General features: G+C 69.3%; 25 protein-coding genes. 14 read left to right on the top strand and 11 right to left on the bottom strand.

The features are described 5' to 3' along the window. Entirely contained in the window at positions 1 to 486 is a 486-nt protein-coding gene (locus P2P98_RS10895) for a hypothetical protein (RefSeq protein WP_275799741.1), read from the top strand. Between the two features lie 21 nt (positions 487 to 507). On the opposite strand, the gene P2P98_RS10890 is transcribed toward P2P98_RS10895, so the two are convergent. Beyond that, positions 508 to 900, bottom strand: a complete 393-nt coding sequence (locus tag P2P98_RS10890; RefSeq protein WP_275799740.1) for a nuclear transport factor 2 family protein — start codon at positions 898 to 900, stop codon at positions 508 to 510. A 97-nt stretch (positions 901 to 997) separates the two neighbouring features. Here P2P98_RS10890 and P2P98_RS10885 point away from each other — a divergent pair, with 97 nt between their 5' ends. Beyond that, positions 998 to 1,846 carry a ribokinase gene (locus P2P98_RS10885; protein WP_275799739.1) on the top strand — a complete coding sequence of 283 codons (849 nt, stop codon included), beginning with the start codon at positions 998 to 1,000 and terminating at the stop codon, positions 1,844 to 1,846. Then, positions 1,843 to 2,769 (top strand): nucleoside hydrolase, encoded by a 927-nt coding sequence (locus tag P2P98_RS10880; RefSeq protein ID WP_275799738.1) that lies wholly within the window; start codon positions 1,843 to 1,845, stop codon positions 2,767 to 2,769. Before P2P98_RS10885 ends, P2P98_RS10880 begins: the two co-directional genes overlap by 4 nt. Before the next feature lie 19 nt (positions 2,770 to 2,788). Here P2P98_RS10880 and P2P98_RS10875 read toward each other — a convergent pair whose 3' ends face one another. The 6 genes from P2P98_RS10875 to nrdH all read right to left on the bottom strand — a co-directional run bounded on the left by P2P98_RS10875 (position 2,789) and on the right by nrdH (position 8,499). Beyond that, positions 2,789 to 3,532, bottom strand: a complete 744-nt coding sequence (locus P2P98_RS10875) for a hypothetical protein (RefSeq protein ID WP_275799737.1) — start codon at positions 3,530 to 3,532, stop codon at positions 2,789 to 2,791. Continuing rightward, positions 3,522 to 4,520 carry a hypothetical protein gene (locus P2P98_RS10870; protein WP_275799736.1) on the bottom strand — a complete coding sequence of 333 codons (999 nt, stop codon included), beginning with the start codon at positions 4,518 to 4,520 and terminating at the stop codon, positions 3,522 to 3,524. The genes P2P98_RS10875 and P2P98_RS10870 overlap by 11 nt, the downstream gene beginning before the upstream one ends. Positions 4,521 to 4,648: 128 nt before the next feature. Continuing rightward, positions 4,649 to 5,623, bottom strand: coding sequence for a class 1b ribonucleoside-diphosphate reductase subunit beta (nrdF, locus tag P2P98_RS10865; RefSeq protein ID WP_013585931.1), 975 nt, complete (start codon positions 5,621 to 5,623; stop codon positions 4,649 to 4,651). Positions 5,624 to 5,658: 35 nt separating this feature from the next. Continuing rightward, positions 5,659 to 7,815 carry a class 1b ribonucleoside-diphosphate reductase subunit alpha gene (nrdE, locus tag P2P98_RS10860; RefSeq protein WP_275799735.1) on the bottom strand — a complete coding sequence of 719 codons (2,157 nt, stop codon included), beginning with the start codon at positions 7,813 to 7,815 and terminating at the stop codon, positions 5,659 to 5,661. After that, on the bottom strand, positions 7,797 to 8,237 hold the full coding sequence (nrdI, locus tag P2P98_RS10855) for a class Ib ribonucleoside-diphosphate reductase assembly flavoprotein NrdI (RefSeq protein WP_275799734.1): 441 nt from the start codon (positions 8,235 to 8,237) through the stop codon (positions 7,797 to 7,799). Before nrdI ends, nrdE begins: the two co-directional genes overlap by 19 nt. Before the next feature lie 28 nt (positions 8,238 to 8,265). Beyond that, the gene (gene nrdH / locus P2P98_RS10850; protein ID WP_058595077.1) at positions 8,266 to 8,499 is read right to left on the bottom strand and encodes a glutaredoxin-like protein NrdH; all 234 of its coding nucleotides are present in this window, start codon (positions 8,497 to 8,499) and stop codon (positions 8,266 to 8,268) included. A 385-nt stretch (positions 8,500 to 8,884) separates the two neighbouring features. On the opposite strand from nrdH, the gene P2P98_RS10845 reads away from it, so the two are divergent. Next, positions 8,885 to 10,090, top strand: a complete 1,206-nt coding sequence (locus P2P98_RS10845; protein ID WP_275799733.1) for an MFS transporter — start codon at positions 8,885 to 8,887, stop codon at positions 10,088 to 10,090. A gap of 28 nt (positions 10,091 to 10,118) precedes the next feature. On the opposite strand, the gene P2P98_RS10840 is transcribed toward P2P98_RS10845, so the two are convergent. Further along, positions 10,119 to 10,523 (bottom strand): hypothetical protein, encoded by a 405-nt coding sequence (locus P2P98_RS10840; RefSeq protein WP_058595075.1) that lies wholly within the window; start codon positions 10,521 to 10,523, stop codon positions 10,119 to 10,121. A 78-nt stretch (positions 10,524 to 10,601) separates the two neighbouring features. Between P2P98_RS10840 and P2P98_RS10835 the strand changes: the two genes are divergently transcribed. The 4 genes from P2P98_RS10835 to P2P98_RS10820 all read left to right on the top strand — a co-directional run bounded on the left by P2P98_RS10835 (position 10,602) and on the right by P2P98_RS10820 (position 14,087). After that, on the top strand, positions 10,602 to 11,765 hold the full coding sequence (locus tag P2P98_RS10835) for an acyl-CoA dehydrogenase family protein (protein WP_275799732.1): 1,164 nt from the start codon (positions 10,602 to 10,604) through the stop codon (positions 11,763 to 11,765). Further along, a complete protein-coding gene (locus P2P98_RS10830; protein ID WP_275799785.1) occupies positions 11,765 to 13,036 on the top strand; it encodes a DUF445 domain-containing protein in 1,272 nt (423 codons plus the stop codon). Before P2P98_RS10835 ends, P2P98_RS10830 begins: the two co-directional genes overlap by 1 nt. A gap of 39 nt (positions 13,037 to 13,075) precedes the next feature. Beyond that, a complete protein-coding gene (locus P2P98_RS10825; protein WP_275799731.1) occupies positions 13,076 to 13,426 on the top strand; it encodes a gamma-glutamylcyclotransferase family protein in 351 nt (116 codons plus the stop codon). 196 nt (positions 13,427 to 13,622) lie between these two features. Continuing rightward, complete coding sequence (locus tag P2P98_RS10820) at positions 13,623 to 14,087, top strand: histidine phosphatase family protein (protein ID WP_275799730.1); 465 nt, start codon at positions 13,623 to 13,625, stop codon at positions 14,085 to 14,087. Between the two features lie 29 nt (positions 14,088 to 14,116). On the opposite strand, the gene hutH is transcribed toward P2P98_RS10820, so the two are convergent. Beyond that, the gene (hutH, locus tag P2P98_RS10815) at positions 14,117 to 15,646 is read right to left on the bottom strand and encodes a histidine ammonia-lyase (RefSeq protein ID WP_275799729.1); all 1,530 of its coding nucleotides are present in this window, start codon (positions 15,644 to 15,646) and stop codon (positions 14,117 to 14,119) included. Positions 15,647 to 15,707: 61 nt separating this feature from the next. Here hutH and P2P98_RS10810 point away from each other — a divergent pair, with 61 nt between their 5' ends. Further along, positions 15,708 to 16,481 (top strand): IclR family transcriptional regulator, encoded by a 774-nt coding sequence (locus tag P2P98_RS10810; protein ID WP_275799728.1) that lies wholly within the window; start codon positions 15,708 to 15,710, stop codon positions 16,479 to 16,481. Positions 16,482 to 16,601: 120 nt separating this feature from the next. Here the strand turns inward: P2P98_RS10810 and P2P98_RS10805 are convergent, their stop codons facing one another. Beyond that, positions 16,602 to 17,600, bottom strand: coding sequence for a LacI family DNA-binding transcriptional regulator (locus P2P98_RS10805; protein WP_275799727.1), 999 nt, complete (start codon positions 17,598 to 17,600; stop codon positions 16,602 to 16,604). Between the two features lie 189 nt (positions 17,601 to 17,789). Here P2P98_RS10805 and P2P98_RS10800 point away from each other — a divergent pair, with 189 nt between their 5' ends. Genes P2P98_RS10800 through P2P98_RS10785 form a run of 4 tightly spaced genes read left to right on the top strand, consistent with a single transcriptional unit; the run spans position 17,790 to position 23,018 of the window. Continuing rightward, positions 17,790 to 19,028 (top strand): extracellular solute-binding protein, encoded by a 1,239-nt coding sequence (locus P2P98_RS10800; protein ID WP_275799726.1) that lies wholly within the window; start codon positions 17,790 to 17,792, stop codon positions 19,026 to 19,028. A gap of 2 nt (positions 19,029 to 19,030) precedes the next feature. After that, the gene (locus P2P98_RS10795; RefSeq protein ID WP_275799725.1) at positions 19,031 to 20,164 is read left to right on the top strand and encodes a sugar ABC transporter permease; all 1,134 of its coding nucleotides are present in this window, start codon (positions 19,031 to 19,033) and stop codon (positions 20,162 to 20,164) included. Next, positions 20,161 to 21,075, top strand: a complete 915-nt coding sequence (locus P2P98_RS10790) for a carbohydrate ABC transporter permease (RefSeq protein ID WP_275799723.1) — start codon at positions 20,161 to 20,163, stop codon at positions 21,073 to 21,075. The genes P2P98_RS10795 and P2P98_RS10790 overlap by 4 nt, the downstream gene beginning before the upstream one ends. Then, positions 21,072 to 23,018 carry a glycogen debranching N-terminal domain-containing protein gene (locus tag P2P98_RS10785; protein ID WP_275799722.1) on the top strand — a complete coding sequence of 649 codons (1,947 nt, stop codon included), beginning with the start codon at positions 21,072 to 21,074 and terminating at the stop codon, positions 23,016 to 23,018. Before P2P98_RS10790 ends, P2P98_RS10785 begins: the two co-directional genes overlap by 4 nt. Positions 23,019 to 23,139: 121 nt before the next feature. Here P2P98_RS10785 and P2P98_RS10780 read toward each other — a convergent pair whose 3' ends face one another. Continuing rightward, positions 23,140 to 23,616: a YbaK/EbsC family protein gene (locus P2P98_RS10780; RefSeq protein ID WP_275799721.1), complete on the bottom strand. Its 477-nt coding sequence runs from the start codon at positions 23,614 to 23,616 to the stop codon at positions 23,140 to 23,142. Between the two features lie 364 nt (positions 23,617 to 23,980). Here P2P98_RS10780 and P2P98_RS10775 point away from each other — a divergent pair. Further along, the coding region (locus P2P98_RS10775; protein ID WP_275799720.1) for a Glu/Leu/Phe/Val dehydrogenase family protein at positions 23,981 to 25,022 on the top strand (1,042 nt) is incomplete at its 3' end.

The following is a 25,022-nucleotide window of genomic DNA, read 5'->3' as shown; positions in this document are numbered from 1 at the left end:
ATGGATGCCGAAAACGCCCGCCGTCTCGGAACCGATGCCGCCGAGCGGATCAGTGCGGGATGCTACGGCGCCCTGGTCTCGGCATCCACTCTCATCGGTCTCGGCGACGCCGATCTGAGCGACGTGATCCTCGTCGTCGCGCTGACGAACGTCGTCTACTTCGCGACCCATGTCTTCGCCTACTCGCTCGGCGACGTCTCGGCGAAGCGCCCGTCGTCGATCGTCCGACACCACCTCGCGGTGAGCGCGCCGATGGTGTCGGTCACCTTCCTTCCCCTGATCGTCGTCGTGGTGCTCGTGGCGACGGGCGTCGACCTTCCGACCGCTCTGCTGTGGGGCGTCGGCGTGGCGATGGCCTATCTCGTCGCCGTGGCGACGACCGGCGCGCGCCTTCGCGGCTACTCGCCGATCGTGGTGATCCTCACCGCCGTCGGCGCCGCGGTCATCGCCGGGCTGCTGATCGTGGCGAAGCTGCTGCTGCACTGATCGGGCCGGGGCGCGCCGCACTCAGACCGGCGTCGTGGTGTGGTCGCCGTGCCGGTGAACGATGCGCCAGGCGCCGTCTTCGCGGCGCCAGACGTGCGTGACGCGGACGACGAACGCCCGCGGCTCGGCGCCGTCGACCGACAGCACACCGCTCTCGCGCCCCGCGGTCATCGCCCAGTCGTCGCCGACGAGCACGCGGTCGTACTCGGGCACGAGGGTTCCGCCGCGGAAGCGGCGCGCCACGACCTCGAGGGTGGCCGCGACGTCGGCGGCGGTCGTCGCGTGCGTCCCGAACCCGCCCATGAGGGTGGCGTCGTCGGTCCGTGTCCACAGCGACGCGAACGGGCGCGGATCGCCGTGGCCCATGGCATCCAGGGCGCGCTCGAGGTCGCGGAGGGCGTCGTCGAAGGTCATGCGAACATCGTCGCGCACTCGCGCCGTCATGTCGCGCACGCGTGTCACCCGCCCGCGTCGCCGGCGATGTCGGCGGGCCGTGACATGCTGGGTCCTCGTGAGCCCGTCTTCTGCCGTCCCCCATCTCACCGTCGTCGGCGCGATCAACGTCGACCTCACCGCGCGCGTCGAGCGTGCTCCGGCCGCAGGAGAGACCGTCGCGGACGGGGTGCTCCAGCGCGGACCGGGCGGGAAGGGCGCGAATCAGGCCGTCGCGGCCGCCCGACTGGGCGCCCAGGTGCGGATGGTCGGCGCGGTTGGCGATGACCTCGACGGGCGCGGCATCCGGGATCAGCTGGCCGCCGTGGGCATCGACGCCTCGGGCGTGCAGACCACCGAGGCCGCCACCGGCACCGCGCTCATCGTCGTCGATGCGACCGGCGAGAACTCGATCGTCGTGTGCGCCGGCGCGAACGCGGCGATCGACCCGGGCGCACTCGGCATCGAGAGCGGCGCCGCGGTGCTGATGCAGTTGGAGGTTTCGGATGCCGTCGTCTCGGCCGCCGCGGAGACCGCGGGCTACCTCGCACTGAACGCCGCTCCCGCGCGGCCGCTGCCCCCCGGGGTCCTCGAGCGCTCGGACCTCGTCATCGTGAACGAGACGGAGTACGCGCAGCTCCCCGAGGTGCACGACGCTCCGCTGCTCTGCGTGACGCTCGGCGCCGACGGCGCCCGCCTGTACCGCCACGGCGAGGTCGTCGCCTCGGCGGAAGGAGTGCGCACGACCGTCCGCAACACCGTCGGAGCGGGCGACGCCTTCTGCGCGGCGCTCGTGTGCGGACTCCTGCGCGGTGACGCCGAGGCCGACGCCCTCGCACGCGCCTGCGCCGTGGGAGCCGCGGCCGTCGCCGACGACGCGTCGCAACCCGCCCTCGAACCCCTCGACGCGTACGGAGCATCCGTATGACCCGCCGCCCGATCCTCGTCGACTGTGACACCGGCATCGACGACGCCCTCGCCCTGGCGTACCTGCTGGCCGAGCCGAACGTCGAGATCGTGGGCGTCACGACGGTGTCGGGGAACACGCATGCCGCCCGCGCGGCCGCCAACACCCTCTCGCTGTTCGAGCTCGCCGGGGTGGACGACATCCCCGTTGCGATCGGAGCGCACGACTTCCGCGGGCGTGAGTACGCCGGCGGGGCCCCGCACGTCCACGGCGCGGACGGGGTCGGCGGGATCGCGCTGACGGCCGCCGCCCGCGCACATGACGCCCGCGCGGCCGTCGAGCTCATCGATCACCTGGCCCAGCGGCATCCGGATCTCACCGTGCTCGCCCTCGGACCTCTCACGAACCTCGCCGCGTACGCCGAGACCCCCGGGGTGGCCGCTCTCGATCGGCTCGTGATCATGGGAGGCGCGTTCTCGCACTCGGGCAACGTGACCGCGTGGGCCGAAGCCAACATCCACAACGACCCCGAGGCCGCCGCCGTCGTGTTCGCGCAGGACTGGGACATCACCGTCGTCCCCCTCGACGTGACGATGACGCAGACCCTGGATGCCACCGACCTCGTGCGCCTCGACGCGATCCCCGGCGCTCTCCCCCGCGCGTTGGCCGCGATGCTCCCGGCCTACCTCGACTTCTACGAGGGCCGCGTGTTCCCCGACCGCCGCTGCGCACTGCACGACCCGCTCGCCGCGATGGTCGCCGCGGGATCGCTGCGCGGGGTCAGCGTCGCCCGCGGACGCATCGACGTGCGCCTCGAACGCGGCGAACGCGGTCGCACCGTGTCGTCGCACGCGTCCGATACGCAGCGCTGGGTGCGCGGCATGGAGGGCTCGGCGGTCGAGCTGCTGCTGGACCGCCTCGAGCGGCGGGTGTGGCCGGGGTGACCCGCGACGCAACCGACTTCTATGGGCGCGTGATCTCAACGACCTTCGTCTCGCCAAGCTCGGGGAACGAGACAGCCGCCTGATGCGGGACGGTGTCGCCAACGCGATCGACGGAGAAGATGTGCGTCGTCGCTGCGAGGTCGGCCGTGCACACGCCCTGGCTCGACGTTGAGAACGACACGACGAGCGATCCTCCGTCGTTGTCGAAGGCCGTCGCCGTCGGCGGACAACTGCTACTCCCCCACGTCACGACCGCGATCGATCCATCCGACTGCAGGTGGACGGCGGGTGTGAGATCGAGGCCGTCTACCGGGATGCCGGTAGGCACGCCCGGCGTTCGCGAGTCCGCGACGCCGGCGTCGGAACAGGCCGCGAGAATCGCGGCAAAAGCGAGCAGCGCGGAGATGGCAACGTATCGGCGGGTGCGTCCGGCGACCGTTTGCTCACCTTGACGCACCCGCCGGCCGCGCGCATCGGGAGCACGGGCCACTGTCCACGAATCGCACCGTGTCGGCGAGTCGCCGTTCGTACGACGGAACTGCCGCCTCATCCACGACTTCATGCGGTCGGTATGCCGGTCCGTGAACTCGTTCGTGAGCGCGAGCGCTTCTGCGCCCACATCGACACTGGCGTTGATGGCCCGCGGGTTGTCATCGGGGATGCCGTACGGGGGGCGGCGGAGCCCACCGAGCCGGATGTACACAGTTGCATGAGAGACGTCAGCGAGCACACCGTTGGAGAGTTTCTCGGCCCTATGCTGCACCAGATTCTTCAAGCTCGATGGACCCGTGGATGGATCGATACACCGATATCGGGATGACTGAGAAGCCCGGAGAGCGCGGCAGATCCACGAGACCGGCGGTTTCGGCGAAGAAATTCGCGACGAGATCAACGAAGGCCGCTCGATTCACGCTACCGTCAGCATTCGAGATATTCGCCCCGGTGTCCGATACCATCGCGTCCCCCAGCTGACCGACGACCCCGACGAGAGTCCAGTCCTGTTGCGCAAGCCCGTATCGAGACATGAGCACTTCGGGCGAGGAATCCAAGAATCGGCGCCCTTCCTCGAGCCTCGCCGAGATGACCGGACCGCCTGAGCCTAGGGGTCGCAAGTGCATGTGGATACCCTCACCGAATATACCGCGCGCCATGCGGATCATGCCTGAGAACTGTGACCTGGCTATGTTCATGATGGGAACCGTCTCACCAGCCGGGAGAAAGTCCTCTGGGTTGCGAGGATCAGCTAAGGCTTCCCGCGCGATGCGCTCCGCCTGCTTCTGCGCAGCCGTTTTCTGCCTGGGAGGTGCGCTCTTCTGAGCGTTCTCTGCGGTGGCGTCCCCTAATTCGGCGAGACCGTGCGCCGCAGTTGCCAGCCCAACTATCGCGTCGGACATTTGGGCAGGTTGAAATAGAGTGCCCGGCGCAGTTACGCGGATGATGGCCCCCGGAGGAGCAACTTCCTCAATGGATGACCACGTTTCGGAGTTCGTTAGATCAGCTGACAAGTCGCGTAGCACGCCGAGCGCCTCGAGGTCCGTTTCAAGATCCTTGAAGAGCGAATCCCCCAAACTGCGTTGCGTAGATTCCTCAGAGGTTGCCCCGGCACCTCCTCGAACAAGCTTGAGATCTGCTTCGATCCTTTTCTGACGCGCGGCCAGGTTTGTGGCCTTCTCGGGCACCCCGTCATAAAGCTGACTTGCTAAACCCGAAACTTTGTCCAGATCGACATACAAGTAGTCGCGAAGAAACATCAGAACGCCTCCATCAATCTCGGACAGCCTTCGGTGAATCGGGTGGACCGGGCCGCTTACATACCCGATGGCAAGGCTTCGGCGGCGCTCGCAACACCTCGAGGCCTGCCATTCGCCAACTCAGGTCGTCAGAAGTCCCAGTCGTCATCCTCCGTCGCCTCGGCCTTGCCGATGACGTACGAGGAGCCCGACCCACTGAAGAAGTCGTGGTTCTCGTCGGCGTTGGGCGACAGGGCCGACAGGATCGCGGGGTTCACATTCGTCACGGACGACGGGAACATCGCCTCGTAGCCGAGGTTCATCAGCGCCTTGTTGGCGTTGTAGTGGAGGAACTTCTTCACGTCTTCGCTGAGGCCCACGGCGTCGTACAGGCTCTGGGTGTAGCCCACCTCGTTGTCGTACAGCTCGTAGAGCAGCGAGAACGTGTAGTCCTTGATGTCGTCGCGACGGGCCTGGTCGACCGTCTCGAGACCGCGCTGGAACTTGTAGCCGATGTAGTACCCGTGGACGGCCTCGTCGCGGATGATGAGGCGGATCAGGTCGGCCGTGTTGGTGAGCTTGGCGCGGCTCGACCAGTGCATGGGCAGGTAGAAGCCCGAGTAGAAGAGGAACGACTCGAGCAGGGTCGAGGCGACCTTGCGCTTGAGCGGGTCGTCGCCACGGTAGTAGTCCATGACGATGCGCGCCTTCTTCTGAAGGAACTCGTTCTCGGTCGACCAGCGGAACGCCTCGTCGATCTCCTTCGTCGAGCACAGCGTCGAGAAGATCGACGAGTAGCTCTTCGCGTGCACCGACTCCATGAACGCGATGTTCGTGTAGACGGCCTCCTCGTGCGGCGTGATCGCATCGGGGATGAGCGAAACGGCGCCGACCGTGCCCTGGATCGTGTCGAGGAGCGTGAGCCCCGTGAACACGCGCATGGTGAGGGTCTGCTCCTCGGGGGTGAGCGTGTTCCACGACTGGATGTCGTTGGACAGCGGCACCTTCTCGGGGAGCCAGAAGTTGTTCACCAGACGGTTCCAGACCTCGAGGTCCTTGTCGTCCTGAATGCGGTTCCAGTTGATGGCCTGCACGTGGTTCAGCAGCTGCAGCTTCTCAGCCATGAGTGTCCTTTGTCGGAATCGTCGGGATCAGCGGATCAGAGCATGCACGAGACGCACTCGGTCATGTCGGTGCCCTCGAGCGCCAGCTGACGCAGGCGGATGTAGTAGATGGTCTTGATGCCCTTCTTCCACGCGTAGATCTGCGCCTTGTTGATGTCGCGCGTGGTGACGGTGTCCTTGAAGAACAGCGTCAGCGACAGGCCCTGATCGACGTGCTGCGTGGCGGCGGCGTACGTGTCGATGACCTTCTCGTAGCCGATCTCGTACGCGTCCTGGTAGTAGTCCAGGTTGTCGTTCGTCATGAACGGCGCCGGGTAGTAGACGCGACCGAGCTTGCCTTCCTTGCGGATCTCGATCTTCGACGCGATCGGGTGGATCGAGCTCGTCGAGTTGTTGATGTACGAGATCGAACCGGTCGGCGGCACGGCCTGCAGGTTCTGGTTGTAGATGCCGTGCGCCTGCACCGAAGCCTTCAGCTCGCGCCAGTCGTCCTGGGTGGGGATCTGGATGCCGGCGAACAGCTGCTTCGTCTTCTCGGTCTGCGGGGCCCACACCTGTTCGGTGTATTTGTCGAAGAACTCCCCCGACGCGTAGGTGGAGTTCTCGAAGCCGTCGAAAGCCGTGCCACGCTCGATCGCCAGCCGGTTCGAGGCCCGCAGCGCGTGGAACAGCACCGTGTAGAAGTAGATGTTCGTGAAGTCGATGCCCTCTTCGGAGCCGTAGTAGACGTGCTCGCGAGCGAGGTAGCCGTGCAGGTTCATCTGGCCGAGGCCGATGGCGTGCGAGCGGTCGTTTCCGTCTTCGATCGAACGCACCGAGGCGATGTGGCTCTGCACGCTCACTGCGGTGAGGGCACGGATCGCGGTCTCGACCGTGAGGCCGAGGTCGCCGCCGTCCATCGCGAGGGCGATGTTCATCGAGCCGAGGTTGCAGGAGATGTCCTTGCCGATGGTGTCGTACGAGAGGTCCTCGTTGTACGTGGTCGGCGTGTTGACCTGGAGGATCTCGGAGCACAGGTTCGACATGTTGATGCGACCGGCGATCGGGTTGGCCTTGTTCACCGTGTCCTCGAACATGATGTACGGGTAGCCCGACTCGAACTGGATCTCGGCGAGGGTCTGGAAGAACTCGCGCGCGTTGATCTTGGTCTTCTTGATGCGCGGGTCGTCGACCATCTCGCGGTACTTCTCGGTCACCGAGATGTCACCGAACGGCTTGCCGTAGACGCGCTCGACGTCGTAAGGCGAGAAGAGGTACATGTCCTCGCCGTTCTTGGCGAGCTCGAACGTGATGTCGGGGATGACGACACCCAGCGACAGCGTCTTGATGCGGATCTTCTCGTCGGCGTTCTCGCGCTTGGTGTCGAGGAAGCGCAGGATGTCGGGGTGGTGCGCGTTGAGGTACACCGCGCCGGCGCCCTGGCGCGCGCCGAGCTGGTTGGCGTAGCTGAAGCTGTCTTCGAGGAGCTTCATCACGGGGATGATGCCCGACGACTGGTTCTCGATCTGCTTGATCGGGGCACCCGACTCGCGGATGTTCGACAGGAGCAGGGCGACACCGCCGCCGCGCTTCGACAGCTGCAGCGCCGAGTTGATGCCGCGGGCGATCGACTCCATGTTGTCTTCGATGCGGAGCAGGAAGCACGAGACGAGCTCGCCGCGCTGGGCCTTACCGGCGTTGAGGAAGGTCGGAGTGGCCGGCTGGAAGCGGCCCGAGATGATCTCGTCGACGAGCTGCACAGCGAGGCGCTGGTCGCCGTCGGCGAGCGCGAGGGCCGTCATGACGACGCGGTCTTCGAAGCGCTCAAGGTAACGCTTGCCGTCGAAGGTCTTGAGCGTGTAGCTCGTGTAGTACTTGAACGCGCCCAGGAACGTCTCGAAGCGGAACTTCTTGCCGTAGGCGCGATCGTTGAGCTCCTGGATGAACTCCAGCGAGTACTTCTCGAGGACCTTGGGCTCGTAGTACTCCTTCTCGACCAGGTAGTCGAGACGCTCTTTGAGGGAGTGGAAGAACACGGTGTTCTGGTTGACGTGCTGCAGGAAGTACTCCCGCGCAGCGCGCTTGTCGGCGTCGAACTGGATCTTGCCGTCGGCGTCGTATAGGTTCAGCATCGCGTTCAGGGCGTGGTAATCCAGGCCCTCGAAGCGCGCTTCGGTCTTGAAGTCCACGTCGGTCAGCTCAACTTCCACCATCGTTCCAATCCTTCGGTGACGCGCTCGACGTCGTCGGGCGTGCCGAATACTTCCAGCCGATACAGGTGCGGCACGTCGCACTTACGGCTGATGATGTCGCCGGCGAGGCAGAACGCCTCACCGAAATTCGTGTTACCCGCGGAGATGACTCCACGGATGTGTCGTCGGTTCCGCTCCTCATTGAGGAAGCGGATGACCTGCTTGGGGACCGCGCCCTTCTCGACGCCTCGGCCGGCACCCCCACCGTAAGTGGGGGTGACCAGCACGAAGGGTTCGTCGATGACGAGGGGCGAATCGGTCGGCCGAAGGGGGATGCGCAGGGCCCGCATGCCCAGCTTCTCGATGAAACGTGCGGTGTTTCCCGACACGCTCGAGAAGTAGACGAGCAGCGGAGCCGTGGTCGCCGACAGGACAGCGCTCATGACGGGGGTCGGTGAGCCTGTCGCGGTGTCACGCCAGGCGCGACGCGAGCTCGTCGATCTTGTCGGGACGGAAGCCCGACCAGTGGTCCTCGTCGGTGATGACGACGGGGGCCTGCAGGTAGCCCAGCGACTTGACCTGCTCGAGGGCTGCGGGGTCCTCCGACAGGTCGAGCACGTCGTACTCGATGCCCTTCGAGTCGAGCGCGCGGTAGGTGGCCGTGCACTGAACGCACGACGGCTTGGTGTAGACCGTGATCGCCATTCTGTTCTCTTTCTCCCGGGGAAACTCATCTTCCGAGCGAGCGGGGCCCGCCGGGACCTCAATACTACATATGGGGACGGACATCAGGTGGAACCACAAGGGGTAGTAGTTACACGAGTGTGATTTTCCACCGCTCTCCCCATGTACAACACAGGTTCTCCACGATTTCATCCACAGGTCGCGCACCTCTTTGACGCCATGCGATGCCCGCCGTTCCGCGGATCTCGCCGGGGCTTCCGGCATCCATCCACAGCTCGCACGCTAGAGGGGGGTTCCGACATTGCACAGGCGGTGGATTTCGACCTCCGGCGTGTCGCGGCGTGTCGCGCGACGGCGCCTCACCGACCGCTGCATCGATGTCGGAGGGGCGAGATAGCGTTGTCCCGTGGCCGGCTACCGCGAACTCCTCCGAACCCCGGGCGTCGGGCGTATCATCGCCGCCCAGCTGACCGCGCGATTCCCCAACGGCATGACCAGCCTCGCCGTGCTCCTGCACATCGAGCACGTCACCGGCTCCTACGGAGCGGCGGGTCTCGTGCTCGCGGCCACGAGCGTCGGTCAGGCGATCTCGGGCCCGATCACGAGCCGCTGGATGGGCATCTGGGGAATGCGTCGCGTGCTGACCGTCACGCTCCTCGTGTGCGCCGCCGCGATCGCGACCCTCGCGCTCATCGAGATGCCCCTCCCCCTCTACATGGTCCTGGGGCTGATCGCGGGCCTGTCGACGCCGCCCATCCAGTCGGCCGTGCGCACCATCTACCCCAAGATGGTCAACTCGAAGCAGCTCACCCCGCTGTTCTCGCTCGACGCGTCGCTGCAAGAGATCATCTGGGTGCTCGCACCGGTGCTGATCACCCTCGTCGCCACCCAGGCCGGCACGGTCCCGGGCCTGCTGCTCGTCGTCGTCATCCTTCTCGGCGGCGGCGCCTGGTTCATCCTGAGCCCCGAGGTCGGACGGGTGCGCATCCCGCGCAGCCGTCGCGCCCTCGGCCGCGTGCTCGGCAAGCCTCCCGTCCTCCTCGCCACGGCCACCGGTTTCCTGCTCATCGGAGCGTGTGCCGCGGTCGAGGCCGGAGTCGTGGCGACCTTCGACCACGGCGGCCTCGAAGCGGGTCTCGTCCTCGCCGTGTTCGCCGTGGGCAGCCTCGCGGGCGGCCTGTCGTTCGGTCACATCCCGATCGGACCGTGGGCCATGGCGCGCCGCCTGGCGATCGTCGCTCTCGGACTCTCCCTCACGATCGTGTCGCTGAACGCCTGGTGGCTCGGCGCCACGCTCCTCGTCGCGGGCGCCGGCATCGCCCCCGCTCTCGCCGTGATGTTCGCGATGACCTCGGCGAGCGTCCGGTTCAGCGAGACCGCCGAGGCCTACGGGTGGATCAGCACCGGTCAGCTCATCGGCGCCGCCGCGGGATCCGCCGTCGCGGGGTTCCTCGTCGACGGCATCGGCCCGCAGGGCGCGTACATCGCCGCGGCGGCGTTCGCCCTCGCCGGCTTCGCCGTGGCCGCGGTCTTCGTCAAGGGCTTCCCCGACCTTCGTCACCGCGACTCGACGCCGATCCCCGACACCGAACCGGTCGAGACGATCACCTGAGCTGAGGCCCGGCGTCCGGCACCGACCCTCACTGGATCCGACGCAACAGCTCCAGCACGGCGAGCGCGTACGCGTCCGCGGGTTCGGGGTGGTCGAACACGACGCTCGCGCCGCCGACCGAGATCTCGACCTCGTACGTGTCCGACAGGCGACGCAGCGAGCGGAAGGCGCTGCGGAGCATCTCGCGCAGCTGCGACTCCGACGGCAACCACAGCGCGTCCTCGGTGGCCACGGAGTCCAGCGCCCACTCGGTCGTGCCGTTGAACGCGAGGATGCGCCCCGTCGGATAGTCCCGCGGCTCGACCGTCATCTCGCTCACGGTGAAGACGTCCGCCTCGAACTCCGGCTCGTCGAGCTGGAACCTGTCGCCGGATCGCGGATGCCACACCAGCCCCGCTTCGCGCAGGGCGAGGGCCATCTCGGTCGAGATCATGGCATCCATTCTGCGGGGCGGTGAGGACTCTCGGGCCGGGACGCCCCGCGGCCCACCGACGACGACAGAATGGATGCCATGACCACCCCGTTCGATCCCGCTCGGTTCCTGCCCGACGATCTGCTCGCGCGCATCCGCGAGCGGGCCGTGACGCACGACCGCGACAACACGTTCCCCCAGGACGACCTCGACGAGCTGCGGGCGGCGGGCTACCTCGGCATCCTGGTCCCCACCGATCGCGGGGGCGCAGGCCTCAGCCTTGCGGAGGCGTCGGTGCTCCAGCAGCGTCTCGCCGGCGCCGCGCCGGCGACGGCCCTCGCGATCAACATGCACCTGGTCTGGACGGGCGTGGCGAAGGTCCTGCGGGACCGCGGGATCGACGACCTCGCGTTCGTTCAGCGCGGAGCGGCTGCGGGCGAGGTCTTCGCCTTCGGCATCAGCGAGGCGGGCAACGACCTCGTGCTCTTCGGCAGCGACACCGAGGCGCGCCCCGGGGCCGACGGCAGCTATTCGTTCACCGGCACGAAGATCTTCACCTCGCTGGCCCCGGTCTGGGACCACCTCGGTGTGCACGGGCTCGACACCACCTCGCCCGATGCGCCGCGGATGGTGTTCGCCTTCCTCGACCGGACCGACGCGGTCGTGACGCGCGACGACTGGGACACTCTGGGCATGCGGGGCACGCAGAGCCGCACCACCGAACTCCACGGCGCGACCTCCCCCGCGGAGCGCGTCGTGCGCCGACTCGCGCCCGGACCTCAACCCGACCCGCTCGTGTTCGGGATCTTCGCGGTGTTCGAGATTCTGTTGGCCTCGGTCTACACGGGTATCGCCCGTCGCGCCCTCGACCTCGCCGTCGAGACCGCACACGCGCGCCGATCGAAGAAGAGCGGAACGACGTACGCGAACGACCCCGACATCCGCTGGCGGATCGCCGACATGGCGATCGCCTATGACGCCCTGCCCCCGCAACTCGCCGATCTGAGCACCGATGTCGACACCCTCGTCGATCACGGCGGCCGGTGGTTCTCGCTGCTCGCCGGGATCAAGCATCGCGCCGTCACGACGGCGAAGGCGGTCGTCGACGACGCGATCCTCGTGGGCGGCGGTTCGTCGTACTCGGCGCACAGCGAGCTCAGCCGGCTCTACCGCGATGTGCTCGCCGGCATGTTCCACCCCTCCGACCCCGAATCCGCGCACTCCGCCGCGGCGACGGCGTGGCTCGGACCGGTGTCGTCGTGATGGCGCGCACCCCTACTGCGCTACTGAGCCCCGCCGACCAGGAGCGGCGCCGCGCCCTCCGGCGGATGAAGGGCGTCGCGCTCGGCGCGCTGATCGGGATGGCGGTCATCTTCGCCGTCGCGTTCGCGTTCCAGCGCGACGTGACGTGGCTGCAGTACGTCCGTGCGGCGTCCGAGGGCGGCATGGTCGGTGCCCTCGCCGACTGGTTCGCGGTGACGGCTCTGTTCCGGCATCCGCTCGGCCTCCCCATCCCGCACACGGCGATCATCCCCCGTCGCAAAGACGAGATCGGACGCCAGCTCGGGGAGTTCGTCGAGACGAACTTCCTCGAGGGTGACGTGGTGCGCACCAAGCTCGAGTCGACGCCCCTCGCGGCGCGCGCGGGGGCGTGGATCGCCGAGCCCGCCCACGCCGAGCGACTCGCCGCCGAGGGGGCGACGCTCGCGACGAGCGTTCTACGCGCCCTCAGCGACGAAGACGTGCAGGGTCTCATCGAAGACCTCGCGCGCGAACACCTGCTCTCCCCCGACTGGGGCCCCTCGGTCGGCGGGTGGCTCGAACGCGTCGTGAGTTCGGGGGCACACCACGGCGCCGTGGACCTCGCCTTCGACAACATCGCCGTCTGGCTCGGCAACAACCGCGAGGTGTTCCAGGGGCTCGTGTCCCAGCGTCTGCCCGCGTGGGTGCCGAGCCTCGCCCTGCGCCTGGTCGACGACACGATCTACCGCGAGGCCGTGAGCTTCGTCGACGCCGTCCGCGCCGATCCCCGCCACCAGGCGCGCGGCGCGATCGACGGATACCTGGCCCGACTCGCCGACAACCTGCAGCACGACCCGGCCACGATGGTGCGCCTCGAAGAGGCCAAGGCCGCCGTCTTCGACAGCCCGCGGGTCCGCCAGCTCGCAGCCGACGCCTGGAACACCGCCAAGACCGGCCTGCTCACCGCGCTCGCCGATCCCGACAGCGCGCTGCGACGGCGCGCGACCGCGGCTCTCGCCGAGGTCGGTGTCCGCCTTCAGAACGACGAGACCCTGCAGCGGCGCGTCGACGGATGGGTCACCGACGCAGCGGTCTTCGTGGTGGGGCGGTACCGCCACGACATCGCCTCGATCATCACCGACACCGTCGAGAGATGGGATGCCGAAGAGACCACCGAGAAGATCGAGCTCATGGTGGGCCGCGATCTGCAGTACATCCGCCTCAACGGAACGATCGTCGGTGCCCTCGCGGGTCTCGCGATCTTCACGATCGCGCACCTCTTCTGGGGGTGACCGTATCGACCGAACGCGGGGGGTCGATAGCCTGAGCGCGTGAGCGACGATTCGGGTCGGGAGTTCCTCTTCTCGTACGGCACGCTGCTGCTGCCCGACGTTCAGCTCGACACGTTCGGTCGCCGCGTGCCGAGCGACGAAGACGCCCTGCCGGGCTACCGCCTCGAATGGGTCGACATCGACGACGAACGGGTCGCTCAGCTGTCGGGGCTGGACTCGCACCCGATCCTGCGCCACACGGGTGATCCGCGAGATCGCGTTTTCGGACGGGTGCTCGAGCTCACGCCGGACGAGCTCGACGCGGCGGACGAGTACGAGGTCTCGCTCTACCGGCGTACCTCGGCGATCCTGGTCAGCGGCCGGGAGGCGTGGGTCTACGTCGGCGCCTGAATCTCGGCGTCTGAGATCTGGCGTCGAGGCGTCGGATCCCGGCGCTCGGAGCCGCGCGCCGCCGACAGGGGCCCGCAGCACGCCATACCCCGACCGCGCCAGCCCCCGGCCGATGTCGGAGGCCGACGATATCGTTGTCTCGGTGGAACGCGGGCGACGCCTCGAACCCGCGACACCCGCGTGACGCGGAGGAACGATGATCCAACTGGTACTGGCGCGGCACGCGAAGTCCGACTGGGCCGATGAGGGCCTCGCCGACCACGACCGTCCGCTCAACGAGCGCGGTCGTCGCGACGCTCCCCAGGTCGCGCGCGCGGTGAGCCGTCGGGGCGTTCGCCCCGAGGTGCTGCTGTCGAGCACGGCTCTGCGCGCGGCGACCACCGCCGAGGCCTTCGCGGCCGAGTTCGAGGTCGAGGTCACGCTTCGCGACGACCTGTACCTCGCCGACCCCGCGCAGCTCCTCGCGGCCGCACGCGAGGCCGGTGCGAACGAGGTGATGGTCGTCGCGCACGACCCCGGCATGAGCGCGCTCGTCTCGCGATTGGCCGACCGCGACGTCCGGATGGTCACGTGCGCCGTGGCCATCTTCACGTGGCACGACGGTACGTGGGACGACGTGGATGCCACGGCCCCCGACGAGTTCGAGGTGCTGACGCCCTAGTTCGGGGGCGCTCACCCGGCTCGCCCGGGTCAGACCGCCTCGACCGCCACCCGCGCGACATCTCCGGAGGCGACCAACTCGGTCACCGCCTCGATCTCGGGCGAGACGAAACGATCGGGGCCCGGCCCCTCGACGCGGGTCCGCACGAGGTCTCGCACGGCACCAGTGGCGGCCGCGGGCTGCAGCGGGGCGCGCAGGTCGAGGGCACGGCATCCGGTCATCACCTCGATCGCGAGCACGCGAGAGAGACCGTCGAGCGCACGGCGAAGCTTTCGCGCCGCGGCCCACCCCATCGAGACGTGGTCCTCCTGCATCGCACTCGAGGGGATCGAGTCCACGGACGCGGGCGCGGCGAGGCGCTTGAGCTCCGACACGATCCCGGCGGCGGCGTACTGCGCGATCATGAGGCCGCTATCGACGCCGACCTCGTCGGCGAGGAACGGCGGCAGCCCGTTGCTGCGAGCGACGTCGAGCGCCCGGTCGGTGCGGCGCTCCGACATGGATGCCACGTCCGCCACCGCGATCGCGAGGAAGTCCAGCACGTAGGCGACCGGCGCTCCGTGGAAATTGCCGTTCGACTCGACGCGTCCGTCCACCGTCACCACGGGGTTGTCGACCGCCGACGCGAGCTCGCGGTCGGCTACGGCCGTCGCGTGAGCGAGCGTGTCGCGTGCCGCGCCGTGCACCTGCGGAGAGCAGCGCAACGAGTAGGCGTCCTGCACGCGCGTGCACTCGGGACCGCGGTGGCTCGCAACGATCGGGGATCCGGCCAGGAACGACCGAAGGTTGGCCGCCGAGGCTGCCTGACCGAGCTGCGGGCGCAGCGCCATGAGATCCGCCGCGAAGACGGCATCCGTCCCCAGCTGCGACTCGACGGAGATCGCCGCCGCGACGTCGGCGGTGGTGAGAAGGGTTTCGAAATCGTGCGCGGCGAGGAGCAGCATCCCGAGCATTCCGTCGGTTCCGTTGATGAGGGCCAGGCCCTCTTTCTCGCGCAGGTGCACCGGCTCGATCCCCGCGGCGGCGAGCGCTTCGCCCGCGGTGATCGACCGCCCGTCCGCGTCGCGCACGTTCCCCTCGCCCATCACGGCGAGTGCCACGTGCGAGAGCGGGGCGAGGTCGCCGGAGCACCCGAGCGATCCGTACTCTCGGACGATCGGGGTGATTCCCGCGTTCAGCAGCGCGGCATAGGTCTCGACGACGACCGGGCGCACACCCGTGCGTCCGGTCGCGAGAGTCTGCAGCCGCAGCAGCATGAGAGCTCGCACGACCTCGCGCTCGACCTCGGAGCCGGTGCCGGCGGCGTGCGAGCGGATGAGGCTCGCCTGCAGCTGGGCGCGCCGGTCCTCCGCGATGAAGGTCGTGGCCAGCGCGCCGAATCCCGTGGAGATGCCGTAGTGCGGCTGCGGGTCGTCGGCGAGCCCCTCGATCAGCGCGCGGGTCTGCGCGACGCGCCGCATCGCCTCCGCATCGACCGTCACCCGGGCGTCGTGCCGGGCGACGGCCACGACATCGGCGGGGGCGAGGGGGACGGTACCGACGGTCACGGTGGTGTGCATACGCCGATTCCATCGCGTCCGGAGCCACGGAACGGCGGGCTTCTGGCATCCTGTGTCTGTCATGCCAGACATCACGCGACCGCAGGTCCCCGCCGCCGATCAGACGCTGCGGATCCTCTCGCTGCTCGCTCGCCAGCCCGGGCCGATCGCCGCGCAGACGATCGCGACGTCGCTCGGCATCCCGCGTTCGAGCACCTACCACCTGCTGGCGACGCTCGAGCAGCACGGATACGTCGTGCACCTGCCCGGCGACCGCCGCTGGGGCTTGGGCACCGCCGCGTTCGAGCTCGGCGGCGGCTACGCCCGCCAGCAGCCCCTCGCCCGTCTCGGCCGGCCTCTGGTGGCCGGCCTGTCCGACCGGGTCGGTGAATCCGCGCACCTCGCCGTCCTCGCGGGACGCGACGTGCTCTACATCGTCGAGGAACGCGCTCCGCGCCGCCCCACGCTCGTCACCGACGTGGGCGTACGACTGCCCGCGCACCTCACCGCGACGGGCCGCGCGATGCTCGCGGCGCTCCCCCGCGAGCAGGTGCGGGCGTTGTTCCCGGATGCCACGGCCCTGACCGAGCGTCACGGGGTGGGCCCCGCGACCCCGCGTGAACTGCGCGAGGTGCTCCGGCTCGTGCGAGCCGACGGCTACGCGAGCGAGAACGGCGAGATCACGCCCGGATTCCGGTCCGTCGCTGCGGCGGTGCTCGACCACGCCGGGTGGCCGGCCGCGGCGGTGGCGATCACGTGGCCCGCCGACGGACCCGCCCACGATGCCGAGGCGCTGGCCTCAGCGGCATCCGGAACCGCCGCCGAGCTCGCCCGCCGTATCGGCCGGCACGCCTGAAGCCTGGCGCAGCGCAGGTTTGGGGCGCGTAATTCCGCTCGGGGCGTGATATTCCGCGCCCCAAACGGAAGATCCCGCCCCAAACCACCCGGCCGACCCGCGGCAAGGAGCGTGCTCCCGTCAGCGCACCACCAGACGCGGTTCCACCAGCACGTGGGCACCGCCCGCGACGGCGGCGCGCGGGGCGACCACCGTCCCGTTCTCACCCATGAGCAGATCGAGGGCCCCGGATGCCACGCGCTCGGGCAACTGCTCGACGCTCGAGAGTCCGAGCGCCTCGGCCGCGGGGGTGTTGTCGAAGCCGACGATCGTGACGTCGTCGCGTCCCGCGAGCGTGACCGCGAGGTGGGCGCCGATCGCGAGGGAGTCGCTCGCGCAGACGATGCCGGTCACGCCGGGGTCGGCGGCGAGGCCCGCGGCCACGACATCGCGTGCGGCCCCGACGTTCTCTTCGACGACCCACCGTGGTCCGTCGGCCACCGTCTCGCGCCAGCCGCGTTCGCGCTCGTCCCCCGTTCCCGACCCCGCGGGCCAGCCGAGGAAAGCCACGCGACCGCCGCCGCGCGCGAGGGCGTGCGCCGTCGCGGCTTTGGTACCCGCGGCACCGTCGACGTCGACCCACAGGTGCGCCGGGGCCTCGACGTCGTCCTCGCCCCACGGGCGCCCGAACGAGACGAACGGAAGGTTGCGCGCGGTCAGCCAGCCGGTTCGGGGGTCGCCGTGGAAGGTACCGGTGACGACGACGGCATCCACCTCTCCCCCTTCGAGCAGATCGCCGAGCCGCGCGATCTCCTCCTCGGGCGTGCGCGCCGCGTACAGGAGCACGCGCATGTCGCGGTCGCCGGCGCGCTCCGTGAGGGCGTGCACGAATCGGTCGAGGACGACACCCGAGATCCCGCCCGCATAGGGATCGAGATGGATGCCGATGGTCGAGCTACGGCGGGTCCGCAGGCGCCGCGCGGCGGCGTGGGGTCGGTATCCCAGCTCGGCGATGGCCGCCTCCACGCGCAGGCGCGTCGCTTCCTTCACGATGTCGGGCGTGTTCACGACGTTCGACACCGTCTGCCGCGAGACGCCGGCGACACGGGCGACATCGTCGACGGTGGGCGCTTTCGCCACGCAGTCCCCCCCTCGCTCGTCGACGCCGGCGGCGCGCGCCACCAGACCGTCAGCCTAAGGCGCACGACAACCACTTGACAGGCGCGACCGGCCTTTCGTACGGTGGTCGCATCAAAGTTTGAACGTTCAAACTTTGACCCTCCGACCACATGCGGAGGGGTCGCATGCCTCATCGAAGGAGAGAGACACATGACACGGCATCCAGCCCGCCTCTGGCTCACCGCGGGCGCCCTGCTCGCCACCGGAGCGCTCACGCTCACCGCCTGCGGCTCGGGCTTCAACGACACCCCCGGTGAAGGGCAGGCCTCCGGAAGCGGAAAGCTCAGCATCCTCATCGGCTCCTCCGGCGATGCCGAGACCAAGGCCGTCACCGACGCCGTCGCGGCGTGGAGCGAGAAGTCCGGCGTCCAGGCCGAGGTCCAGACCGCCAACGACCTCCCCCAGCAGCTCTCGCAGGGCTTCGCGGCCGGCTCCCCGCCGGACCTCTTCTACCTCGCGCCCGAGGCTCTCGCCGGCTACGCCGCGAACGGATCGATCGCGGCGTACGGCGACGACCTCGAGAACAAGAGCGACTTCTACCCCTCGCTCGTCGACAACTTCACCATCGACGGGAAGTTCTACTGCGCCCCTAAGGACTTCTCGACCCTGGCGCTCATCATCAACACCGACCTGTGGTCGGCCGCCGGGCTCACGGATGCCGACATCCCCACGACCTGGGACCAGCTGGCATCCGTCGCCCAGAAGCTCACCGCGGACGGGCGCGTCGGCCTCGCGTTCGGGGCCGAGTATCAGCGCGTCGGCGCCTTCATGGCGCAAGCCGGAGGCGGCCTCGTCACCGACGGCAAGGCGACGGCCGACAGCTCCGCGAACGTCGAGGCGCTGACCTACGTGAAGACCCACCTGAACGACGGCAGCTTCGCCTTCGCCTCCGACGTGGGAGCCGGGTGGGGCGGCGAAGCCCTCGGTACGCAGAAGGCGGCGATGGTCATCGAGGGCAACTGGATCACCGGTGCCATGAAGGCCGACTACCCCGACGTGACCTACTCCGTCGCCGAGCTCCCCGCCGGCCCCGGCGGCAAGGGCACGCTGCAGTTCACCAACTGCTGGGGGCTCGCCGCCGACAGCGGCAACCAGCAGCAGGCGCGCGACCTCGTCCAGTACCTCACGAGCACCGATCAGCAGCTGGCCTTCTCGGAGGCGTTCGGCCCGATGCCGTCGATCCAGTCGGCGGCCGACGCGTGGTCAGAGGCGAACCCCGACCAGACCGCCTTCCTCGCGGGAGCTGCGTACGCGCAGTTCCCGCCGAACATGGCCGGAGCCGCCGACGTCATCACCGACTTCAACGCTCAGCTGGAGTCGCTGAAGACCGGCGACCCGCAGGCGCTGCTGAAGACGGCGCAGTCCAACCTCGAGGCCATCACCAAGTAGCCATGAGTGCTCTCACCTCAGCGCCGCGTCGCGCCGGATCTCCCTCCCCGGGGATCCGGCGCGGCGAGGCCGCCGCCGGCTGGCTCTTCACCGCCCCTGTGCTGATCATCCTCGGAGTCTTCCTGCTGGTGCCGGTCGTCATGGCCCTGTGGGTGAGCTTCTCGGACTGGACCGGGCGCGGCAGCCCCTTCTCGTCGAACGTGGGCTTCGTCGGTCTCGACAACTACGCCGCCGTCACCACCGGGGGCGGCCTGGCCGAACGCGACTTCGGAACGGCACTGCGCAACAACGCCTGGTACGTCCTCCTGGTCGTTCCGCTGCAGACGGCGCTCTCGCTCTTCCTCGCCGTGCTGGTCAACCGCGCGATCCTGCGCGGTCGCGGCTTCTTCCGCACCGCTTTCTACTTCCCCTCGGTGACGAGCTCCGTCGCGATCACCGTGCTCTGGCTGTTCCTCTTCTCGTCGTCCGGAGCCATCAACGAGGTCCTGTCGTGGCTCGGTGTCAACGGACCGAACTGGTTCAGCGACCCCTCGGGAGTCGTGCACAACCTCCTCGGTGCCGTGGGTGTCACGAGCGGCCCGACGTTCCTCACCGACAACACGCTGCTCGGCGTCTCGTGGTGGGACTGGCTCGCCGGCCCCTCGGTCGCGATGTCGGCGTTCATCCTCATGGCCGTGTTCACGACCTCAGGAACCTTCATGCTGTTGTTCATCGCGGGCCTGCAGAACATCGGCGGCGACGTGCAGGAGGCAGCGATGATGGACGGCGCGAACGGGTGGCAGCGCTTCTGGCGGGTCACCCTCCCCCAGCTCAAGCCCGTGCTGTTCACCGTGCTGACCCTGGGCCTCATCGGCACCTGGCAGGTGTTCGACCAGATCTACACCGGCACGCAGGGCGGCCCCGGCAAGACGACGCTGACGCCCGCCTACCTCAGCTACTCCTCGGCGTTCCTGTCGCAGCAATGGGGCCAGGGCGCCGCAATAGCCTTCGTGCTCTTCGTCATCATCGTCGCGCTGACGATCCTCCAGCGGTTCGTGCTGCGCGACCGCCCGGTGTCTCGCCGGCGTATCCGGCGGTACGAGGTGCGGGCGGCCGCCCGGAAAGCCCCCGCAACGGCGAAGGGAGCCCGGCGATGACCGCCACCGCAACCCCGCAGACGACGGTGCTCGCCGAGCAGCGCCTCGACGGCCCGCCGCGCCCCGCGAAGCACCGCCTGTCGCGCAGGGCCCTGGGCTGGCAGGTCGGCCTCTACGCGTTGCTCATCGTCCTCGCCCTCATCTACATCTATCCGTTCCTCGTCCAGGTCGCGACGTCGTTCAAGACGGATGCCGCGGCCGCGGCCGATCCGATCTCGCTGACGCCGCAGCCCTTCACGTGGGCGGCCTACGAACGGCTGTTCCTGAACTCCGACTTCCCCGTGTGGTTCGGCAACTCCGTCGTGGTGACCGTGTTCGTCACCGCGGGTCGGGTGTTCTTCAACTCCCTCGCCGGCTACGCGCTCGCCCGTCTGCAGTTCCGCGGACGCGGTCTCGTGTTCGCGGGGCTCGTCGCCGTCATGGCGGTCCCGACCGTCGTGCTGCTGATCCCGAAGTTCCTCGTCATCAACCAGCTCGGCATCTACGACTCGTACGCCGGCATGATCCTCCCGCTCCTCGTGGATGCCGCCGGTGTCTTCATCATGAAGAACTTCTTCGAGTCGATCCCGCCGTCCGTCGAGGAGCAGGCGCGCATCGACGGGGCCGGCACGTTCCGCATCTTCTGGTCGGTCGTCCTGCCGATGGCGCGACCCGCCCTCATCACCATCGTGATCCTGTCGTTCCAGGGCTCCTGGAACGAGCTCAGCCACTTCGTCATCTCCACCCAGTCCCCCGAACTCACGACCCTGACCAAGGGCGTCGCCTCGCTCGCGAGCGGCCAGCTCAGTCAGGGCAGCCAATTCCCCCTCAAGCTCGCGGCCGCTGCCATCATGACGATCCCCGTCGCCGTGGTGTTCTTCATCTTCCAGCGCCGCATCATGAACGCCAGCGAAGGAGCCGTCAAAGAATGACCGCCGCCCCCACCACCTCACCGGCCGGGACGACCACCGAGACCACTCCCCTGCAACCGCTGCTCGACGACGCGGTGATCGTGCTGCGAGCCCCCACCCAGGTGTGGTCCGACACCACGGGTGACATGGGTGCCGCCCCCGTGCACGGGGTCTACCACGGCGACGTGCGGCACGTCCGCTCGCTCTCGCTGACGTGCGACGACTCCCCCGTCGAATGGATCTCGGCCGCCCCCGACGGCGCCTCGCGTCTCGTCCTCGGCGGTCTGCTCCGCGGGCTCGACGACACGACCCCCGACCCCAAGGTGCGTCTGCTCCGCGACCGCCGCGTCGCCGACGGACGGCTGAGCGAGACCTGGACCCTGCATTCGCGCGTCGACCGGCCGATCTCGACGGCACTGCACCTCGCGCTCTCGCCCGAGTTCGCCCAGCTGCACGAGGTCAAGTCCGGGCACGCGCACGCCCGCACCGCGGTCGTCGACATCGACGGAGACCGCGCCACGATCGACGCCGGCGCGCAGGGCCTCGAGCTCGTCGCTCCGGGGGGCCGCGTGGCATCCGGTCCCGAGGGGGTCGAAGCGCGCTGGGACGTGGACCTTCCCGCGTTCGGCACCGCCGAGGTGGCGTGGACGATCACCCTCCGCGACGACACCCTCGTCGTGGGTGCGGCGACCGCGCGCGCCCGGTGGGACGCGGCGGCGGTCGCGGCGAGCTCGCCCGATCCTCGCCTCGGCCGCTGGGTGCGCACCGCCCTCGACGATCTCGACGCTCTCCGCCTCGTGCTGCCCGAGCACCCCGACGACGAGTTCTTCGCCGCCGGCGCCCCGTGGTTCTTCACCCTGTTCGGCCGCGATTCGATCTGGGCCGCGCGCCTCGCCCTCCCGCTCGACCGCGAGATCGCGGCATCCACTCTCCGCGTGCTCGCGCGCCTGCAGGGCACCGACGACGACGCGCAGACGGCGCAGGAGCCGGGCAAGATCCTGCACGAGCTGCGGGCGTCCGCGCTCGAGATGCCGGGCGAGGGCATCGTGCTGCCCCCGAAGTACTACGGGAGCGTCGACTCGACACCGCTGTGGATCTGTTTGCTGGGCGACGCGTGGCGTGCGGGCATGCCCGAGGCCGACGTGCGCGAACTGCTGCCGGCACTGCGCGCCGCACTCGGCTGGATCCGCGACCACGGCGACAGCGACGGCGACGGATTCCTCGACTACATCGATCGCCTCGGCACCGGCCTGTCGAACCAAGGGTGGAAAGACTCCGGCGACTCGATCCAGTGGCGCGACGGTCGCCTCGCCGAGGGACCCATCGCCCTGTGCGAGGTGCAGGCCTACGCGTACGAGGCCGCTCTCGCCGGCGCTGCGCTCCTCGAGGAGTTCGGGGAAGGACCGGATGCCGCCGACGCGGCGTTCTGGCGATCCTGGGCCGCTGACCTCAAGGCGCGCTTCGCCGAGGCGTACTGGGTCGAGACGCCCGAGGGGCGGTACCCGGCTGTCGCCCTCGACCGCGCGAAGCGTCCGGTGGACACGCTCACCAGCAACATCGGCCACCTGATCGGCACCGGCATCCTCGAGCCCCAAGAGGAGGAGCACGTCGCTGCGCTGCTGCTGGGCGAGAGCATGTCGACGGGGTACGGCATCCGGACCATGTCGACGGATGCCGCCGGCTACTGGCCGCTGTCGTACCACGGCGGCAGTGTGTGGGTGCACGACACCGCGATCGCCGCCCATGGGATGCTCCGGGCGGGACTCCGCGACGACGTCCGAACGGCGGTCGAGGGGCTGCTCAACGCCGCGGAGGGCTTCGCCTACCGCGTTCCCGAGCTGCACGCGGGCGACCCGCGGAGCCACTCGTCGGTGCCGACCCCTTACCCCGCAGCCTGTCGCCCCCAGGCCTGGTCGGCCGCCGCCGCGGTGGTCTGCCTGACCGCGCTCACGCCCCACGCCTGACCCCGCGCCGCCTCCGCCCCTCTGGTCCGGGGCACGGCTCGGTTCGGGGCGCGCGATTCCGTTTGGGGCGCGACATTCCACGCCCCAAACGGAAAAACGCGCCCCAAACCCGGGGCCGGGCTCAGTCGACCTTCGCGACCGTTCCGCCCGTCAATCGCACGAGCTCGTCGAACGTCAGCGGGAACACCGTGTGCGGAGTGCCGCCGGCCGCCCAGATCTCGGGGAAGGCGGCCAGCGCCTCGTCGACGATCGTGGTGAGCGGAGCGGGGTGCCCCGTCGGGGCGACACCGCCGATCGGCTGACCCGTCGCCGCGAGAACCTGATCGGGCGTCGCTCGGCGGATCGCCCCGCGCCCCAGACGCTCGGCGAGGCCTTTCGTATCGACCCGGTGCGCTCCGCTGGTCATCACGAGGAGGGGCTCGTCGTCGCTCCAGAACACGAGGCTGTTCGCGATCGCGCCCGCTTCGACGTCGAGGGCCGCAGCGGCCAGGGCCGCCGTGGATGCGGCATCCGGAAGGACGATGATCTTGCCCGCGATGCCCGCGGACTCCAGCGAAGCGGCGACGAGACGGCTGCGAGTGGGGAGGGCGTCGGTCATGCCCGACAGCCTAGAGCCACGCGCGCCGCGGTCCGTCCGGCGGAGTTCTCCCCCGACACGCCCGCCGCGGCGCCTCCGAAACGGCGTGTCGCCCGCCATCTCCGCCTGACGGCACACCGACAGGCGCGCCGCCCTCGCGCCCGGAGCGCGCGCGCCGCGACCCGTCCGGCGGAGTTCTCCCCCGACACGCCCGCCGCGGCGCCTCCGAAACGGCGTGTCGCCCGTCATCTCCGCCTGACGGCACACCGACAGGCGCGCCGCCCTCGCGCCCGGAGCACGAGCGAGTCAGAATGGAGGACGGATGCCGCAAAGCCGCGGCACCCGGAAAGCGCCACCCACAAGGTGGCCGACGACAAGGATCGCGATGACCCACGCCCTGCCCCTGCCCGATTTCTCCCACGAACGCGTGGAGGTGGTGACGGGAAGCCGCAGCGGCCTCTTCATCGCCGTCGCCCTGCACTCATCGGTGCTGGGCTCCGCTCTCGGCGGTGCCCGCCTGTGGACCTATCCCACCTGGAGCGACGCTCTCGGCGACGCTCTCCGCCTCTCGGCGGCGATGACGCTCAAGAACGCCTCCGCGGGCCTCGATGCCGGGGGCGGGAAGTCGGTGATCGGTCTGCCGCCGGGCACGGTGCTCGACCCCGACCGACGCCGCGCCGCGTTCCTCGATCTCGGTGACGCCGTCGAAAGCCTCGGCGGCCTGTACCGCACCGCCGAAGACGTCGGCTCGACCACCGACGACATGCTCGTGGTGAGCGAGCGGACCTCCCACGTCGTGGGCCTGCCCGAGGCGGGCGGCGGTTCCGGTGAGCCCGCCGGGCCGACGAGCCTCGGCGTGTACGCCTCGCTCATCGCCACCCTCGAGCGGAGTGTGGGCGTCCGCGACGTCGCCGGGCGCCGCATCACTGTGGCCGGACTCGGCCAGGTCGGCAGCCGACTCGCCGCCCGACTTGCCTCCGAGGGCGCCGTGCTCACGGTCACCGACGTGAATCCCGCCAAGCGCGCGCTCGCCGCTGAGCTCGGGGCAGCGTGGGTCGAGCCGCACGAGGCGCACCTGGTCGCCGCGGACGTCTTCGTCCCCGCCGGGATCGGCGGCGTGCTGACCGACGAGGTCATCGATGCGCTGGACGCCCGCGCGGTCTGCGGACCCGCCAACAACCCGCTCGCGGACCGATCCGGGGCCGACCGGCTGGCGCAGCGCGGCATCCTGTACGCGCCCGACTTCGTCGTGAACGCCGGCGGGGTCATCTACCTCGACCTCGAGGCCAAGCAGCGCGGAACCCGCGACGAGATCATGGCGCGCGTGGCGGGTATCGGCGACACGCTTCGCCGGATCTTCGATGAAGCCGAGTCGCGCGGGGTCACGCCGCTTGCGGCCGCCGAGGGCGTCGCCGCGGAGCGCCTGC

Source organism: Microbacterium sp. Kw_RZR3 (assembly GCF_029222405.1).
Taxonomy (GTDB): domain Bacteria; phylum Actinomycetota; class Actinomycetes; order Actinomycetales; family Microbacteriaceae; genus Microbacterium.
This window is presented reverse-complemented; position numbering and strand designations above follow the sequence as displayed.

Coding starts and splice junctions, on each gene's coding strand:
- nrdH (WP_058595077.1), bottom strand. CDS start 8,499: ATGGCGATCACGGTCTACACCAAGCCGTCGTGCGTTCAGTGCACGGCC.
- P2P98_RS10830 (WP_275799785.1), top strand. CDS start 11,765: ATGGCGCGCACCCCTACTGCGCTACTGAGCCCCGCCGACCAGGAGCGG.
- P2P98_RS10895 (WP_275799741.1), top strand. CDS start 1: ATGGATGCCGAAAACGCCCGCCGTCTCGGAACCGATGCCGCCGAGCGG.
- P2P98_RS10780 (WP_275799721.1), bottom strand. CDS start 23,616: ATGACCGACGCCCTCCCCACTCGCAGCCGTCTCGTCGCCGCTTCGCTG.
- P2P98_RS10795 (WP_275799725.1), top strand. CDS start 19,031: ATGAGTGCTCTCACCTCAGCGCCGCGTCGCGCCGGATCTCCCTCCCCG.
- P2P98_RS10820 (WP_275799730.1), top strand. CDS start 13,623: ATGATCCAACTGGTACTGGCGCGGCACGCGAAGTCCGACTGGGCCGAT.
- P2P98_RS10840 (WP_058595075.1), bottom strand. CDS start 10,523: ATGATCTCGACCGAGATGGCCCTCGCCCTGCGCGAAGCGGGGCTGGTG.
- P2P98_RS10870 (WP_275799736.1), bottom strand. CDS start 4,520: ATGTTTCTTCGCGACTACTTGTATGTCGATCTGGACAAAGTTTCGGGT.
- P2P98_RS10790 (WP_275799723.1), top strand. CDS start 20,161: ATGACCGCCACCGCAACCCCGCAGACGACGGTGCTCGCCGAGCAGCGC.
- nrdE (WP_275799735.1), bottom strand. CDS start 7,815: ATGGTGGAAGTTGAGCTGACCGACGTGGACTTCAAGACCGAAGCGCGC.
- hutH (WP_275799729.1), bottom strand. CDS start 15,646: ATGCACACCACCGTGACCGTCGGTACCGTCCCCCTCGCCCCCGCCGAT.
- P2P98_RS10785 (WP_275799722.1), top strand. CDS start 21,072: ATGACCGCCGCCCCCACCACCTCACCGGCCGGGACGACCACCGAGACC.
- P2P98_RS10890 (WP_275799740.1), bottom strand. CDS start 900: ATGACCTTCGACGACGCCCTCCGCGACCTCGAGCGCGCCCTGGATGCC.
- P2P98_RS10835 (WP_275799732.1), top strand. CDS start 10,602: ATGACCACCCCGTTCGATCCCGCTCGGTTCCTGCCCGACGATCTGCTC.
- nrdI (WP_275799734.1), bottom strand. CDS start 8,237: ATGAGCGCTGTCCTGTCGGCGACCACGGCTCCGCTGCTCGTCTACTTC.
- nrdF (WP_013585931.1), bottom strand. CDS start 5,623: ATGGCTGAGAAGCTGCAGCTGCTGAACCACGTGCAGGCCATCAACTGG.
- P2P98_RS10800 (WP_275799726.1), top strand. CDS start 17,790: ATGACACGGCATCCAGCCCGCCTCTGGCTCACCGCGGGCGCCCTGCTC.
- P2P98_RS10810 (WP_275799728.1), top strand. CDS start 15,708: ATGCCAGACATCACGCGACCGCAGGTCCCCGCCGCCGATCAGACGCTG.
- P2P98_RS10880 (WP_275799738.1), top strand. CDS start 1,843: ATGACCCGCCGCCCGATCCTCGTCGACTGTGACACCGGCATCGACGAC.